General features: G+C 73.5%; 17 protein-coding genes. 6 read left to right on the top strand and 11 right to left on the bottom strand.

Features of this window, described 5'->3' with window-relative positions:
• Positions 1 to 272: 272 nt before the first annotated feature.
• The 3 genes from PUR56_RS02150 to PUR56_RS02140 all read right to left on the bottom strand — a co-directional run bounded on the left by PUR56_RS02150 (position 273) and on the right by PUR56_RS02140 (position 2,145).
• Entirely contained in the window at positions 273 to 740 is a 468-nt protein-coding gene (locus PUR56_RS02150) for a MarR family transcriptional regulator (protein WP_329947607.1), read from the bottom strand.
• Complete coding sequence (locus PUR56_RS02145) at positions 737 to 1,231, bottom strand: MarR family winged helix-turn-helix transcriptional regulator (protein ID WP_329879167.1); 495 nt, start codon at positions 1,229 to 1,231, stop codon at positions 737 to 739. Before PUR56_RS02145 ends, PUR56_RS02150 begins: the two co-directional genes overlap by 4 nt.
• 134 nt (positions 1,232 to 1,365) lie before the next feature.
• The gene (locus PUR56_RS02140) at positions 1,366 to 2,145 is read right to left on the bottom strand and encodes a maleylpyruvate isomerase family mycothiol-dependent enzyme (RefSeq protein WP_329947606.1); all 780 of its coding nucleotides are present in this window, start codon (positions 2,143 to 2,145) and stop codon (positions 1,366 to 1,368) included.
• A gap of 62 nt (positions 2,146 to 2,207) precedes the next feature.
• Here PUR56_RS02140 and PUR56_RS02135 point away from each other — a divergent pair, with 62 nt between their 5' ends.
• Both PUR56_RS02135 and PUR56_RS02130 read left to right on the top strand, forming a co-directional pair.
• Positions 2,208 to 3,230, top strand: coding sequence for a MerR family transcriptional regulator (locus tag PUR56_RS02135; RefSeq protein ID WP_329947605.1), 1,023 nt, complete (start codon positions 2,208 to 2,210; stop codon positions 3,228 to 3,230).
• A gap of 23 nt (positions 3,231 to 3,253) precedes the next feature.
• On the top strand, positions 3,254 to 4,024 hold the full coding sequence (locus PUR56_RS02130) for an alpha/beta fold hydrolase (protein ID WP_329947604.1): 771 nt from the start codon (positions 3,254 to 3,256) through the stop codon (positions 4,022 to 4,024).
• An 89-nt stretch (positions 4,025 to 4,113) separates the two neighbouring features.
• Here the strand turns inward: PUR56_RS02130 and PUR56_RS02125 are convergent, their stop codons facing one another.
• From PUR56_RS02125 to PUR56_RS02110, 4 genes are all read right to left on the bottom strand, one after another.
• Positions 4,114 to 5,004 carry a prohibitin family protein gene (locus PUR56_RS02125; RefSeq protein ID WP_329879164.1) on the bottom strand — a complete coding sequence of 297 codons (891 nt, stop codon included), beginning with the start codon at positions 5,002 to 5,004 and terminating at the stop codon, positions 4,114 to 4,116.
• A 183-nt stretch (positions 5,005 to 5,187) separates the two neighbouring features.
• Positions 5,188 to 6,021, bottom strand: a complete 834-nt coding sequence (locus PUR56_RS02120; protein WP_329947603.1) for a class I SAM-dependent methyltransferase — start codon at positions 6,019 to 6,021, stop codon at positions 5,188 to 5,190.
• A gap of 72 nt (positions 6,022 to 6,093) precedes the next feature.
• Positions 6,094 to 6,318 carry a DUF397 domain-containing protein gene (locus PUR56_RS02115; protein WP_329879162.1) on the bottom strand — a complete coding sequence of 75 codons (225 nt, stop codon included), beginning with the start codon at positions 6,316 to 6,318 and terminating at the stop codon, positions 6,094 to 6,096.
• On the bottom strand, positions 6,315 to 7,178 hold the full coding sequence (locus PUR56_RS02110) for a helix-turn-helix domain-containing protein (protein ID WP_329879161.1): 864 nt from the start codon (positions 7,176 to 7,178) through the stop codon (positions 6,315 to 6,317). The genes PUR56_RS02115 and PUR56_RS02110 overlap by 4 nt, the downstream gene beginning before the upstream one ends.
• 297 nt (positions 7,179 to 7,475) lie before the next feature.
• Between PUR56_RS02110 and PUR56_RS02105 the strand changes: the two genes are divergently transcribed.
• The 3 genes from PUR56_RS02105 to PUR56_RS02095 are packed head-to-tail and all read left to right on the top strand — an operon-like array spanning position 7,476 to position 8,310.
• Positions 7,476 to 7,844 (top strand): ATP-binding protein, encoded by a 369-nt coding sequence (locus tag PUR56_RS02105; RefSeq protein ID WP_329947602.1) that lies wholly within the window; start codon positions 7,476 to 7,478, stop codon positions 7,842 to 7,844.
• Positions 7,841 to 8,137, top strand: a complete 297-nt coding sequence (locus PUR56_RS02100) for a hypothetical protein (protein WP_329947601.1) — start codon at positions 7,841 to 7,843, stop codon at positions 8,135 to 8,137. The genes PUR56_RS02105 and PUR56_RS02100 overlap by 4 nt, the downstream gene beginning before the upstream one ends.
• Positions 8,125 to 8,310, top strand: a complete 186-nt coding sequence (locus PUR56_RS02095; protein WP_329947600.1) for a hypothetical protein — start codon at positions 8,125 to 8,127, stop codon at positions 8,308 to 8,310. The genes PUR56_RS02100 and PUR56_RS02095 overlap by 13 nt, the downstream gene beginning before the upstream one ends.
• Positions 8,311 to 8,426: 116 nt before the next feature.
• Here the strand turns inward: PUR56_RS02095 and PUR56_RS02090 are convergent, their stop codons facing one another.
• Both PUR56_RS02090 and PUR56_RS02085 read right to left on the bottom strand, forming a co-directional pair.
• Positions 8,427 to 9,086, bottom strand: a complete 660-nt coding sequence (locus PUR56_RS02090; protein WP_329947599.1) for a DUF6461 domain-containing protein — start codon at positions 9,084 to 9,086, stop codon at positions 8,427 to 8,429.
• A gap of 170 nt (positions 9,087 to 9,256) precedes the next feature.
• On the bottom strand, positions 9,257 to 11,161 hold the full coding sequence (locus tag PUR56_RS02085) for a CocE/NonD family hydrolase (RefSeq protein WP_329947598.1): 1,905 nt from the start codon (positions 11,159 to 11,161) through the stop codon (positions 9,257 to 9,259).
• Positions 11,162 to 11,461: 300 nt separating this feature from the next.
• Here PUR56_RS02085 and PUR56_RS02080 point away from each other — a divergent pair, with 300 nt between their 5' ends.
• On the top strand, positions 11,462 to 12,565 hold the full coding sequence (locus PUR56_RS02080; RefSeq protein ID WP_329879101.1) for a HoxN/HupN/NixA family nickel/cobalt transporter: 1,104 nt from the start codon (positions 11,462 to 11,464) through the stop codon (positions 12,563 to 12,565).
• A 487-nt stretch (positions 12,566 to 13,052) separates the two neighbouring features.
• Here PUR56_RS02080 and PUR56_RS02075 read toward each other — a convergent pair whose 3' ends face one another.
• A complete protein-coding gene (locus tag PUR56_RS02075; RefSeq protein WP_329947597.1) occupies positions 13,053 to 13,325 on the bottom strand; it encodes a hypothetical protein in 273 nt (90 codons plus the stop codon).
• Positions 13,326 to 13,332: 7 nt separating this feature from the next.
• A complete protein-coding gene (locus PUR56_RS02070) occupies positions 13,333 to 13,545 on the bottom strand; it encodes a hypothetical protein (RefSeq protein ID WP_329947596.1) in 213 nt (70 codons plus the stop codon).
• Positions 13,546 to 13,777: the final 232 nt, after the last annotated feature.

Here is a 13,777-nt window from a genome sequence, read left to right as displayed (position 1 = left end):
CGGCCTCCGGCTACCAGCTGCGCACCTTCGACCTCTCGGCCTACGCGGGCCAGTCGGTGACGATCAAGTTCACCGGCACCGAGGACGCCTCGCTGCAGACCAGCTTCGTGATCGACGACACCGCGATCGCCACGAGCTGACGCACGGCCGGTAGGGGACCCGCGGCCGCCCGGCCCACTGCAGGGCGGCCGACGGGGTGCGGCGCGTGCGTGCCGCCAGGTCCGGCCCGGCTCCCCTACGGAGCCGGGCCGGACCGGTGCGGGGTCCTGCGGTCATGCGCGCAGTGTGGCGAGTTCCGCGTCGGCGCGCTCGGTGACCAGGGCGAGGACGCGGCCCGCGGCGGCCAGGTCCTCGGCCGGTATCCCGCCCCAGATGCGGGCGGAGAGGGGGGCGGTGTCCGCGTCGGTGGCGGCGAGCAGCTCGCGCCCCGCCTCCGTGGGGAGAAGGTGTGCCCCGTCCGTGACGAGCAACTGCCGGGTCAGCAGCTCGTCGAGCGTGGCGCGGATGTCGGCCGGATCGGCCTTGAGGGCGTGCTGCACCTGGGCGACGAGGTCGTCCGGCGTCTGTGCGGTGTCGGCGGTGACGGCGGCGCGCAGGGCGATCTGCTGCGGGAACGTGACGCCGTGCCGGGCCAGGACGTGTTCCAGGACGCCGCGGGCGGCGTAGTGGGCGAGGCCGAGGGCGCGGGCGGTGGCCGGTGCGGCAGCGGGCGCGGTGGTGACGGGTGCGGTGGCGGTCATGGTGGTGTCCCCTGAGTGTTCTCGTCGTGCGGGAGGGCGGGGGTGAGAGGGGCGTCGAGCAGGGCCGTCAGCTCGGCGGTGAACGCGCCGGTCCGCTCGGCGTCGAGGCCGCCGAGTGGTTCCAGCAGTTGCCGGAGCAGTCCCTGGACCACCTCGACGGCCTGCCGTGTGACGGCCCGGCCCTCGTCGGTGAGGGCGAGTTGGACGGCGCGCGGGTCGCGCGGGTCGCGGGCGCGCTCGACGAGGCCGGCCGACTCCAGGGCGCGGGCCAGCTTCGAGACGTACAGCGCCTCCAGGCCGGTGTGGTCGGCCAGTCGGCGCTGGCTGGGCCGCTCGCCGGTGCGGTGCATGCCGTACAACGACGCGACCAGGACGTACTGCGCGTGGGTGAGACCCAGGGGGGCCACCGCGCGATCGACCGCGACGCGCCACTTGTTGGCGAGCCGCCACACCAGGAAGCCGGGCGTGGGGCCCGGGGAAGCCTTGCTCATGGCAAATAGAGTACATAGCTACTATGTCCATGGCTACTGTTTTTCGGTGGATGTGACGGTGCGTCGGAGGTGGGTGGTCCGGTCCCGGCCCCGCCCCGGCCCCGGCGCGGCTCCCGGGGCGGCCCCCGGGGGGCCTAGAACGCCGAGTGGGCCAGCCAGTGGTCCAGGAGGGCGCGGTCGCCCGTCACCGTCACCCGGCCGTCCTGCGGCGTGATGCGGCGGGCGATCAGGAGCATGAGGTCCGCCGCCGACCCCGACGCCACCACGTCCGCCTCGACCGGCCCGCGCTCCCACCGCAGCCCCCCGGGCCTCCTGGTGACCACCCAGCCCTCCGCGGACCCCGGCCGGAACCCGATCTGCTCTCCCCGGCCGCGCAGTTCGGCGACCGCCGGCCTGACCGCCGCGAAGGCCGGCATGGTGAGCAGGTCGAGGTTCTCGCCGATCACGACGGCCGCGAGGTCGTCGGCGATCTCGAACGCGGTGGCGGTCGCGCACGCCGCGTCGTAGTGGTGGACGCAGGTGTCGGCCAGCATCCTGCGCAACCAGAAGGCGGCCGGAAGCGGACCGGCGAAGGTGTCCGACTCGCGTTCGGCGCCGACCCGCCGGACGGCCCGGATCAGCTCCTCCGCGCCCTGCTCCAGCCACTCGGCCCACTCGTCCGGGGGCCCCGGATCGGCGCGGTGCGGGTCGGGCGGCGGCAACTGCTGCCCGCTGCGGACCAGTTCGGCCGCCCAGCGGTGTTCCTGTCCGAGGTGCCCGACGAGGGTCCGCAGCGGCCACGCCGGACAGGTGGGTACCGGCGTGGCCGGGGCGCGTCCGGCGACGGCGCGGGCGACCCGTGCGGTCCGTTCCCGCAGGCCGTCCACGAGGCGTGCGGTGGCGGTGGCGGTGGTGGCGATGTCCGGCGGCGTCATCACGGAGCTCCTCTCGGGGGTGATGCGGGTACCGTAGGTTCTCCAGTCAGGTGGAGGTTCAAGTGCCTTTTCTCGACGAGACGTTCGGGATCGGGGAGCTGGCCCGGCTGACCGGTGTGCCGGTGCGGACCGTTCGCTTCTACTGCGACGAGGGCATCGTCGAGTCCGTGCGCAGCGCGGGTGGGCACCGCAGGTTCGACCCGGCCGCCGTGGAACGGCTCGGCCTGGTCAGGCGGTTGCGCGGGCTCGGTCTCGGGCTGCCGTCCGTCAGGCTCGTGCTCGCCGGGGAGCGCTCCGTGGCCGAGGTGGTCGCGGCCGAGCGCGCCGCGCTCGACGTGCAACTCGCGGGCCTGGCCTGGCGACGGGCCTCCCTGCGCGCGGTCGAGGAGGCCGGGCCGGCCGACCGGGCCGCCAGGTTGGAGCTGGTCGCCGCGGTGCAGGACGGGGGCGCCGCCCGTGACGCGCTGATCGACTTCTGGCGGCGCACGATGGTCTCGTCGGTGTCGTCGGCGTCCGGGGCGATGCTGGACGTGTTCGTGGCCCTGGCCGTGCCCGCGCCGCCCGTCGACCCGACGCCCGGGCAGGTGGTCGCGTTCGCCGAGCTGGTCGCGCTGGCGGGTGACCGGGCGCTGGCCCGCACGCTGCTGGCCATGGCGCGGTCCAACGCCGAACTGGTCTCCGACGAGGCCGCGTTGATGGCGGGGATCGGTGAGGCGTGCGCGCTGGCGCGGCCCCTGGTGCGGGCGGGGGAGGCTCCGGGTGCGGGCCCCGCACTGGACCGGTTCGTCGACGCGCACGCGTCGGTGCGCGGCGGCCGGGACACCCCGGGGTTCCGGGGGGAGCTGCTGGCCCACGTGGCCGCCGACCGCGATCCGCGGATGCGCCGCTACTGGCGGCTGGCGGCCGAGGCCGGCGGTGAACCGGTCACGCTCGGCGCGTCCCACCTGTGGCTGACCGACTCGCTGGCGCTCTCGGTGGGCGACGGCGGCCCCGACCGGCGGGGACGCGCGAGAGCGGCGGCGTTCCCGCCGGTCGGGGGAGCGGTGCCCGGCGGTCGGCGCGAGGAAAGTGCCGGGACAGGGTGACGGTACTGCATCAGAATGGCCGGATGATCATCTCTCACGACGTGGACGGGCCCGAGGGCGCGCCGGCCGTGGTCCTGCTGCACTCGTCCGTCTGCGACCGCCGGATGTGGGACCCGCAGTGGAAGCCGCTGGTCGGGGCCGGGTACCGGGTCGTGCGAGCCGACTTCCGCAGCTGCGGCGAATCCCCGGTCGGGTCGGCGCCGTACTCGGACGTCGGCGACGTGCTCGACCTCCTGGACCACCTCGGCATCGGGCAGGCGTCCCTGGTCGGCTCCTCGTACGGCGGCCGGGTCGCGCTGGGCGTCGCCTGGCTCCGGTCGGAGCGGGTGTCCGCGCTGGCGCTGCTCTGCCCGGGTCGGCCCGGGCAGGTGGCGGGGCCGCAGATGCGGGCGTTCGGTGCCGCGGAGGACGAACTGCTGGAGGCCGGTGACCTGGACGGTGCGGCGGCGCTCAACGTCCGTACCTGGCTGGGGCCGGACGCCACGGAGGAGGTCCGCGAGCTGGTGGGGCGGATGCAGCGCGGCAACTTCGAGGCGGGCCTCACCGAGGGCGCGGGGGACTTCGGGCTCCCCGAACCGGAGGCCGTGCTGTCCGCGGTGACGGCCCGCGCCCTGGTGGTGTCGGGCGCGCACGATCTGCCGGACTTCCGCCGGATCGTGGCCGAGGTGGCCGCCGGGCTGCCGAACGCGCGTGCGCTGGATCTCCCGTGGGCCGGGCACCTGCCCTCGTTGGAGCGCCCGGCGGAGATCACCGCCCTGCTGCGGGAGTTCCTGGCGGACACCGCCCCCGCGTAGGGCGCGGGCGGGTGGGGCGGGTGACCGCCTCGCCTGTCCGCCCGCGAGCCCTGCCCGCGCCCTGCCTGCCCGCTCGAACGGTGGCGTTCTCAGCGCTTGGTGCCGTCCACGATGACCGGGGTGCCGCCGCTGTTGCCGCAGGGGCTGGCGTAGACCGCGTTCTTCTCGGCGGCGGCCTTGAACGCCTCGATGCACTGGCTCATCAGGATCTTGTCGGTGAGGGAGTTGGCGATCGCCGCGTTGGCGGCGGCCTGGCTCTCCGAGTCGATCTTGCGCTTCTCGGCCTCGGCCTTGGCGGTGCGGACGGCGGCCTCGGCCTGCGCGGTGGTCTGGTCCTGGGCGATCTTCGCGTCGATCGCCTTCTGCAGGTCGTCGCTGGGCCGGACGTTGCGCAGGTTGACCCCGTTGACCAGGATGCCGCGCGGCGCGAGCCGGGCGGTGACCAGCTTGTCGATCTCGCCGGCGATCGCCTCGCGCTGCGAGCTGTAGCCCTCGACGCTGGTGTGCTTGGCGAACACGTTACGGACGATCTCGCGGCTGTCGGGGAGGACCAGACGCTGCTGGACGGCGTCCGAGTCGCCGGCCAGCTTGTAGAGGTCGACCGTGTGCTGAGGGTCGATCGACCACTTCACGGTGAGGTCGGCGAACAGTACGCCGCCCTCGGAGGAACGGACCTCGACGGTGTTGTCGCCCGTCAGGTTGAGGTCGGACGGGCGGGTCGAGAACGCGGTCACGTCGGTCAGCGGGGACTTGACGTGCAGTCCGGGCTGCCACGTCCCGCCGATCTTTCCGAGCCTGGTCGGCACGGCCACCTCGTACGGCTCGACCACGTAGAGGACGGTGGTGAGGCCGAGCAGGGCGCCGAGGACGATCGCGCCGATGCCGCCGAGCGTGGCGGCGCGGCCTTCGAACACGCGGCGCCACCGGAGCACGAGCACGACGAAGCCGGGGATGAGGAGCAGCAGCGAAATGATCAGCACAGCCGCAGCGTAGGGATGTGTCGAATCCACGTGCGATCGAGTGGGCTGATGTTCACGCCGTGTAGGGCGGATGTTCCCCTGGGCCTGGACGACCGGTGGCGTGGTCGGCCTGCCGCCTCTACGCCGCACAGGAAGTCGGCGGGTCCGACTTCCTGTGCGGAGCGGGGGGCAGGCCGGGTGGGTTCAGCCCTGGTGGGGGAGGGTGCGGGCGAGGAAGAGGTCGTGGTGGTGTTCGACGTCGATGCCCCCGCCGTGCGCGTCGAGCACGGCGGCGGTGTCGGCGAGGGCCCGGTCGCGGCGGTCGGCGGGCAGGGCGCGGTAGACGGAGATCGAGGTGAGGTGCCCGAGGTAGCGGTCGGTGTCGAGGCGGGTCCGCTCGCGGATGCGGAGCGAGCGGAGGTCGGTGAACCGGCCGTCCTGGCGGCACTCCTCGTCCGGCCACTGCCCGAGCAATCCGGGCCAGTGGCCCGGGACGTCGCCGAAGGAGGAGGCCAGTCCGGTGTGCGGGGTGAGGGTGAGGCCGTACCGGTGGTCGACCTCGCGGAGGGCGGCCTGGAGGCCGGGGTCCAGGAGCCCCTGGGGGTTCCAGAAGAGCGCGACGGCGCCACCGGGGGCGAGGGCGTCGTGGACCCGGTCCCATCGGGTGGCCGGGTCGGTCCAGTGCCAGGAGGTGGCGGCGAGGAGCAGCCCGAACCGGGTTTCGTCCGGCCGCCACTGCTCGAAGGCGCTCACCTCGACCCGGACGTGCGGGAAGGCGGCGGTGTTGCGGCGCAGCACCTCGGCCATCCGGGCATCGGGTTCGACGCAGACCATCGGGGTGCCGAGCGCGGCGAACGGAACGGTGGCCTTCCCGGTGCCGGCCCCGATCTCGACGGCCGGCAGATCACCGAGGGAGGCGTAGGCGAGTACCTCGGCTATGAGGGCGTCGGGGTAGCCGGGTCGGGCGGCGTCGTAGGTCTCGGCCACTTCACCGAACACCCGGCTGTTCGCCATGTCGAAGGGCTGGGAGGAGGTCATGGGCGCCTTCCGGTGAAGGGTAAGGCCCGGCGCCCCAAGGGTTCGCCGGGCCGGTGGGCTGCGGTGGTGCGGTCAGAGGAGGCCGAAGTCGAACTCCCCGTCGGAGACCGCCGCGATGAACGCGCTGTGAGCGGCGGCCGAGAGGACGAGTGCAGGGCCGGAAGGATTCTTCGAGTCACGAACGTAGGAGACGGATCCGCCGGAGGAAGCGAACTCGACACAGTTGGTTGACTCGTTGCTTCGTGAGGACTTGTGCCAAGTCAATTTGAGGGCATCCGAGTTCGGGATAGACGTCATGTGACCTTGTCTCTCTGTTCGGTGATGATGGCGAGCGAGTCGTCCAGGCCGAGGGCGTCGGCCCGGATGGCGTCGAACTTCGCCGCGTACTGCTCCACCTCGGAGGCGCCCTCGACCCAAAGGTTGCTCAATGTGCTCTCGACCAGAGCGACATCCAGGTCCTGCCGTTGTGGAAATCCGAGGATCGTGAAGGCTCCGCCCATACCGTGGTGCGCGGGAGCGCCGATCGGCATCACCTGAATGTTGATGTTCGGCTGGACCGCTCGATCGGTCAGGCGCCCGAGTTGCTCGGCCATGACCTTCGGGCCGCCGACTCCGGAACGGATCGCAGCCTCGTGGATGACCGCCCAGAGCGTGAGCGGTTCAGCCCGGGTGAGGGCGCCTTGGCGGGCTACGCGGACGTCGACCAGTGCCTCGACGTTGACGTCAGGGCGCATGTTGAGCTTCTTGATGATCTCGCGCGCGTAGGCGGGGGTCTGGAGTAGGCCCGGAATGAAGGCGCTCTCGTAGGTCCGGACGGATGCAGCGCTTGCCTCAAGCGAGATCAGGTCGCCGAGGACCTGGCCGATGTGTACGCCGTAGCTCTGCCACCACATGCCTCGGTGTGCGCCGTTCCTGGCGAGGTCGACCAGAGCCGAGATCAGGTCGTTGTCCTCGCACTTGTACAGGGCGAGGAGCTTCTTGACGTCGTCGACCTTGGTGGCGCCTCTGCCGTTCTCGATGCGGGAGAGCTTGGGTTGGCTCATGCCCGTCAGGGTCTCGGACACCTCGTCGTGCGAGAGGCCGGCTTCCTCGCGTCTACGGCGCAGTTCGGCGCCGAGCTGCCTCCGTCGAACCGTCGGGCCTGTTGCTGTGGCCATCCCCGCCCTCTCTGAGCCTCGCCGGACCAGTGTGCCCCGCTGTCGGTCACGTTCGCCACCGACAACTGCCACTGTAGGGGCCTTGGTTGGTGTTCGATTTGGATTTATCCAAAAATCTGAGACGAGTTGCCAAGATGACCTCCGTGGCTCCATGCTCATTGTGACGATCCGCACACGTTCGGCAACCGCCGATCGACGGTGTGTGCGCTGGCGTCATGAGTGCGCCATGGCCGGATCGGTTTGATTGATCATCAGGTGCTCGGTGGCATCCACTTCACCCCCCACGGAGGTCGCTTCGTGTTTCCCCTTGGACTCCCCCCTGACTGGTCGGCCGCGCGTGAGGAGTTGCGCGGGGCCCTGGCGCGCGCCGGGTGGCCCCTCGACACCGTCGCCGACGCGGAGTTGGCGCTCCACGAACTCTTCGTCAACGCGTGGAAGCACGGCGGCTCGCCGGCTCCGCTCGTCGTTGTCGTCCTCCTCGACGGCATGCTCCGCGTCTCCGTCAGCGACGGCAGCCCGGACCTCCCCGAGCAGCGGGCGTACGCCGACCCCTACGCGGTGTCCGGGCGCGGTCTTCACCTCGTCCGCTCCCTCACCCACCGGTTCGGCGCCGACCCCCGCAGGCAGGGCAAGTCGATCTGGTTCGAGCTGGACTCCGCCGCGTGAGCGCCCGCCCCGAGCCGCCGATCGCACCGGACGACCCCCGGATGCGGACCTACACCGAACCCGAGGTCACCGCTCTCCTCGCCGAACTCCACGAGCGCGGCAGACCGTTGGGCATCGTCTGGCCCTCGGCCACCACCGCCGGCATGGTCGACGGCCGCGTCCTCGTCCGCTTCGGCCACGCCTCGACCGCCACCGTCCTCAACCTCCTCGACGTGTTCACCGTCCTCAAGAGCCGTGACCACGACCACGCCGACGACAACGACGGGACGGCGGCCCCGTCGTGGGACTCCTGAGCCACTCCGGCGTCGCCCGCGCGTTCGTCGGTCTCGCCCTCCTGCTGCTCCTCGCCCTCGCCTTCGCCACCGTCGCCCTCGGAGTGATCGCCACTCGGCGGATGCCCCGCCGTCCGGACGACGAGCACGAGAGCGATCCCCGGTACCGCCCCGCTCGTGGCCTGCGCCCCTGACGGTGCCTTGCCGGGACGTGCCCTGGCAGACCCGCCAGGGCACGTCTCCTTGACCCCCTCCCGCGAGGGCCGCGCCTCGAATGCCACGCCGGTCACCGCCCGGGGGAGGGGCCCGCCTACTCGTCGACCGGCTCCTCCGGGACCTCGGCGACCAGGTACTCGGCGTCGCGCAGCAACTCCTCCGTCATCCGTACGCCCGTCAGGCGTTCGGCGAGCGCCAGGACCGCCGCCTTGCTGTCGAGGGCCGGGTCGCTGTCGCCGTCGGGATCGAGACCGAGGTCGCGCAGCAGGTCGTTCAGGTCGTCCGGGGTGGTGCCGTCCCGGTGGGTGGGGTACTCGAAGCCGGTCCGCCGCTCACCGTTCTCGTACCAGTGGAAGAAGTGCATCGGCTTGCCCGAGTTGCTGTCGTGCGAGACGGCGCGTGTGCCGACGGAGAACGTCGCCAGGAGTTCGGGCCGTGTCCCCAGGTCGCTGCCGAGCTCCAGGACGACCGCCCAGTCGCGGCCGTCCGCGTCCCGAGCGGAGAACGCGCCGACGAGGGCGGACTCGGGATCGTCGCCGCACTCCTCCAGGAACTCGGCGTGTGCGTCGCCCAGTTCGCCGGACCCCCGGCAGGTGCCCCACGGCGATCCGCCCATCGCCCCGAGCACCTGCTCGGGCAGGACGTCACGCACCAGCAGCATGCTGTACCCGGTGTCCATCAGGTGGCCGAAGAACGAGGCAGGGGAGCGGATCCAGCCGTAGTCGGCGGCGGTGGGGGCAGAGGTAGAGGTCACCCGGTGCATCCTGCCAGCAACCGCGGGCCGGGCGGGGGTCGTCCGATCTTCCGTCCGCCCGGGATTCCCGGCCCCGCGCGGGCGGCAGGCGCCGGATGCGGCCGTCCGCGCCGGACCCCGGACGCCGGACCCCGGACCCCGGACCCCGGACCGCGTCGGGCCGGGCCGGGTCACCTCGGGATGCGCTGGTGCCACTCCCTGCTGAAGACGACGTCCCCGCCCTCCAACGCCCGCAGGTGCGTGTCGGCGATCAGGTGGGTGGGGTCGCAGCGCAGCTCGGTGCGGACGTGGACGGTGGCGTCCCAGCCGATGCCGGGGCGCTCCACCCGGACGGTGCGGTCGGCGCGGGCCCGGGCGCTGAGGGGGGTGGCGGTGAGGACGCGGTAGGCGGCGACGGTGTGCTCGTCGCGGACCAGGCCGTCGGGGTGGGTGCGGGTGCCGTCGGTGGCGGGGGAGAGCTCGGTGCGCCACTCGCGGCGGCCGATGTCGTGCACGGTGACGCGTTCGGGGCGGGCGGTGAGCGGCTCGGTGACGTGCAGCGGGGGCGGGAGCGGGAGGGTGGGGGAGATGAAGGTGATCGGGTCGGGGTCGGTGGCGGGGCGGCGGATCGGGAGACCGAGGCCGGAGTGGGACGGGTCCAGTTCGAACCCCGCCGGGTCGGGGCCGGGCCAGAGCCAGGGCCAGTAGGTGGAGGAGAGGGCGAGCCGCAGCCGGTGGCCCGGCGGGACGGTGCGCCCGACGGCGGCGAGGCCGACGGTGACCTCGACGGCCGAGCCGACGGAGCCGTTGGAGGCAGCCGAGCCGGCCGAGCTGGCCGAGCCCGCCGTCCCCGGGGTGGTGAGGACCCCCCGGGTGAGCAGCGTGGAGGTGCCGTCGGGGGCGACGGCGCAGAGGCGGGCGGTGACCGTCGCGCCGGTCGGCGCGGTGCGCAGCCGCAGGGACAGGACCGGGGTGCCGAGGAGCTCGACCGGTTCGGGCAGTGGCCGCGAGTCGAAGCAGACGGAGCGGCCGTCCTCCTCGCGCTGGTCGGGCGGCTGCTCGGCGGGGCGGCCGGGCTGGACGTAGGCGCCGGCGTTGAGCCCGGTGTGCTGGGGGGAGCGGACGTGCACCCAGCGGTCGTCGGAGGCGGTGCCGGCGGTGCGCAGCGGGCCGTCCAGGCCGTAGTGGACGTCGCGCACCCCGGGGGAGGGCCAGGCGCCGTCGGCGGCCCAGCGGGTGGAGAGCCAGCTGCGCAGGGCGGGCACGGCGAGGACCCCGGTGTCGGTGTCCCGGAGCCAGTGGTCGTACCAGCGGAGCGCCTCGGGGAGGATCTCGTCGGGCAGGCCGTGGGACCAGGGGCCGAGGACGGTGCGGACGGGGACGGTACCGGCGGACGCGAGCAGGTCCAGCAGGCGGGAGGCGGACGGGTCGGACCAGCCGGCGACGGCGAGGGTGGGGGCGGCGGCCGCGACCGGGGCGTCGGGCGGGGCGGCCAGCCAGCCCGCGAGCGGCGGTTCGAGGGCCTCCAGCCGGGCCAGCCACATCGCCCGCCAGCCGTCGCCGACGTACTGCGGGTCCGGTGGGCGGGCCGCGTCGGCGAGGTGGGTCGTGGCGCGGGCGTGCCCGTCGGCGGCGAGGACGGCGCCGCCGAGGCGGTGCGGGCCCTCGGGGCAGGCCACGACCACGGCGTGGACGGCGTCGGGAGCGCGGGCGGCGAGGCGCAGCGCGACGTCGCCGGCGGCGCCGGTGCCGAGCAGGCCGACCCGTCCGCTGCACCACGGCTGCCCGGCGAGCGCACGGACCAGCTCCTCGCCGTCGGCGGCCCCGTCGTCCGGATCGGACGTCGCCAGGCCGCCGGAGTTGCCGTGGCCGCGGGCGTCGGCCCGGACGGCGGCGTAGCCGTGGCCGGCGAACCAGGGGTGGCGGCGGGCGTCCTCGGTGGCGGTCCAGTCGGTGAGGCGGCCGGTGGAGTACTCCAGCACGACGGGGACGGGTTCGTCGGTCACCGGGCGTCGGACGCGGGCGAAGAGCTCGGTGCCGTCGGGGAGGGGGACGCGCAGGTCCTCGCGGGTGGTGCGGTAGGGGTACGAGGGCATGGCCGCTCCCATCGAGTCCCGGTCGGCGGGCCGGACGGCGGGGGCCGGGAGGCACGGGCAGGCCCGGCCGACCGTGCCCGCGCCGCGGCGTCGGTACTCCGACGGTAGGGGAGGAAGCGGGCGCGCGCCCGGTGAGCGGGTCCGGGCCCGGCCGCACCGCGTCCAGCCGTGCCCGGCGGCGGCGTCGGGTACGGAGGGAGCGGTCGGCGAGCGTCTCGTCCTTGCACATGACTTGCACCTGCTTCCCGCAGGGGGGAAAGATGGCCCAGCTTTCCGCCCCCCACACGACAGGACGTACCGATGACCGCCCCCCGTTGGCGCGACAGACTCACCCGTGAGGAGTGGATCCGACTGGCAGGCATGGGCGGGTTCATCCTCGCGCTGCACGTGATCGGGTGGTTCACCCTGCTCGCGGTCATCGCGCCCGAGCACTACGACGTCGGCGGCCAGGTGTTCGGTGCGGGGATGGGACTCACCGCGTACACCCTCGGTATGCGGCACGCCTTCGACGCGGACCACATCGCCGCCATCGACAACACCACCCGCAAGCTGATGGGCCAGGGCAAACGGCCGCTCTCGGTCGGCTTCTGGTTCTCGCTGGGCCACTCGTCGATCGTCTTCGGGCTCTGTGCGCTGCTCGCCTTCGGCATCAAGTCGCTCGCCGGGCAGGTGGAGTCGGATGACTCCGGCCTGCACGAGGCGACCGGCCTGATCGGCGTGGCCGTCTCCGGGACCTTCCTGCTCCTGCTCGGCCTGATCAACCTGGGGGCCTTCAACGGCATCCTCAAGGTGTTCCGCAAGATGCGCGAGGGCGAGTTCGACGAGGCCGAACTGGAGGCCCAGCTGGAGAAGCGCGGGCTGATGAACCGCGTCCTCGGCCGGGTGACCAGGGCCGTCACCAAGCCGTGGCACATGTATCCGGTCGGCCTGCTGTTCGGTCTGGGCTTCGACACCGCCACCGAGGTCTCGCTGCTGGTGCTGGCGGGCGGCGCGGCGGCGTTCCAGCTGCCCTGGTACGCGCTGCTGGTACTGCCGGTCCTGTTCGCGGCGGGCATGAGCCTGCTGGACACCATCGACGGCTCGTTCATGAACTTCGCCTACGAGTGGGCGTTCTCCCGGCCGGTCCGGAAGATCTACTACAACCTGACGGTCACCGGGCTCTCGGTGCTGGTCGCCCTGGTCATCGGCTCGATCGAGCTGATCGGTCTGCTCGGCGAGAAGCTGGACGTCACCAGCGGGCCGGTCGCCTGGATCGCCGGGCTGGACCTCGACTTCGTCGGGTACGCCATCGTCGGACTCTTCGTGCTCACGTGGGTGGCGGCCGTCGCCTACTGGAAGTTCGGCAACGTCGAGGAGAAGTGGTCGGCGGGGCTCGTCGCGGCCGGGGACAAGGCCGCGGAGTAGGGCGCCGCGTGGGAAGGCGGCCGGCCCGGGGGTGCGCCCCCGGGCCGGCCTTCCTGTTGGCGGGCGGGGCCGGGCGGGGGTCGCCCGGGGAGGGCCCGGAACTCCTCGACGGTCCCGGGCCGCGCACGGGATTGGGCGGATTGGCGTGCATGTGCCAGTAATGAGCCGGTCAAGCCATGGGCATGAATCGGCCAGAATTGCGAAGGGGTGGCGGGTGAACGAAATGTGGACGGATGGTCAGGAACCGCGCGGTGCGTCCACGGGAAGCGTCCGGACCCGGGGCCGAACCGCACGGGGCGTCGGCCCGGACGGGGCTCGTGCGGGGCTCGAGCCGCAGGAGGGGCGGGGCCGGCGGCAGGCCGCGCACGGCGTCCGGCGCAGACCGTCCGCGGGGGCGTCGGCGGCTCGACGGACCGTCCTGTCACCCTGCCGCCGCACCGGCTCCACGGTCCGCGCGGCCCGGCCCGGTCGCGCCGGGGGCAGGGCCCTACAACCGGGCGGCCACCGCGAAACGGCGGGCGGGGCCGCCCGCCAGCGCCCGGTCGAGCAGGGTCTGAGCCCGGAGCTCGGCCACCGGGTGGTCGGGGGCGCGGACGAACAGGACCAGGCCGACGCCCCCCGGTACCGCGCGGGCGCGCACGTGCTCCAGGCCGTCGCCCGGGCCGGCGTTCGCCCACAGGGCAGCCCTGACGTCCGCCGGTCCGGCCTCGCCCGGTGGCGCGGCGGAGACGTCCAGGAGGGTCAGGTGGACGGGGATCACCGGCCGGTCAGTCCCAGCCGATGCCCGGGGTGCCGGCGGGCGTGACGTCCCAGCCGATGGGCCCGGAGGACGACGGTCCGTCCCAGCCGATGCCGGGCCCGCCGGGTGCGGTCGCGGTGACGGCGACGGGCTGGGCGGACGGGTCCGCGAAGGCGGGGGCGGCGGTGGCGAGGGTGAGCGCGAGGGCGGCGACGGCGAGCAGCCGGACGGTCTTCGGCACGACGATTCCTGTTCTGTGCACGGTCGTTCGGGAGTGTGGTGCAGGGCGTGTGGGCTCGGGTCCTGGCCGCTCGGGGCGTGGTTGCTCGGGGCTTCGTTGCTCGGGGCGGTGTCGCTCGGGGGTGACGGCGGTGCAGGGTGAATCCTCCCGGGTGCGGGGCCGGTGGCGGGAGGGGGAGCGGCGGGCAACAACCGGACAGGCAGCTTGCTGCAACGCCGGTCGGTCGACCGGT

This window comes from Streptomyces sp. BE303 (genome assembly GCF_036290945.1).
Taxonomy (GTDB): domain Bacteria; phylum Actinomycetota; class Actinomycetes; order Streptomycetales; family Streptomycetaceae; genus Kitasatospora.
The sequence above is the reverse complement of the archived record's forward strand: the minus strand, read 5'-3'. Positions and strand labels throughout refer to the sequence as shown.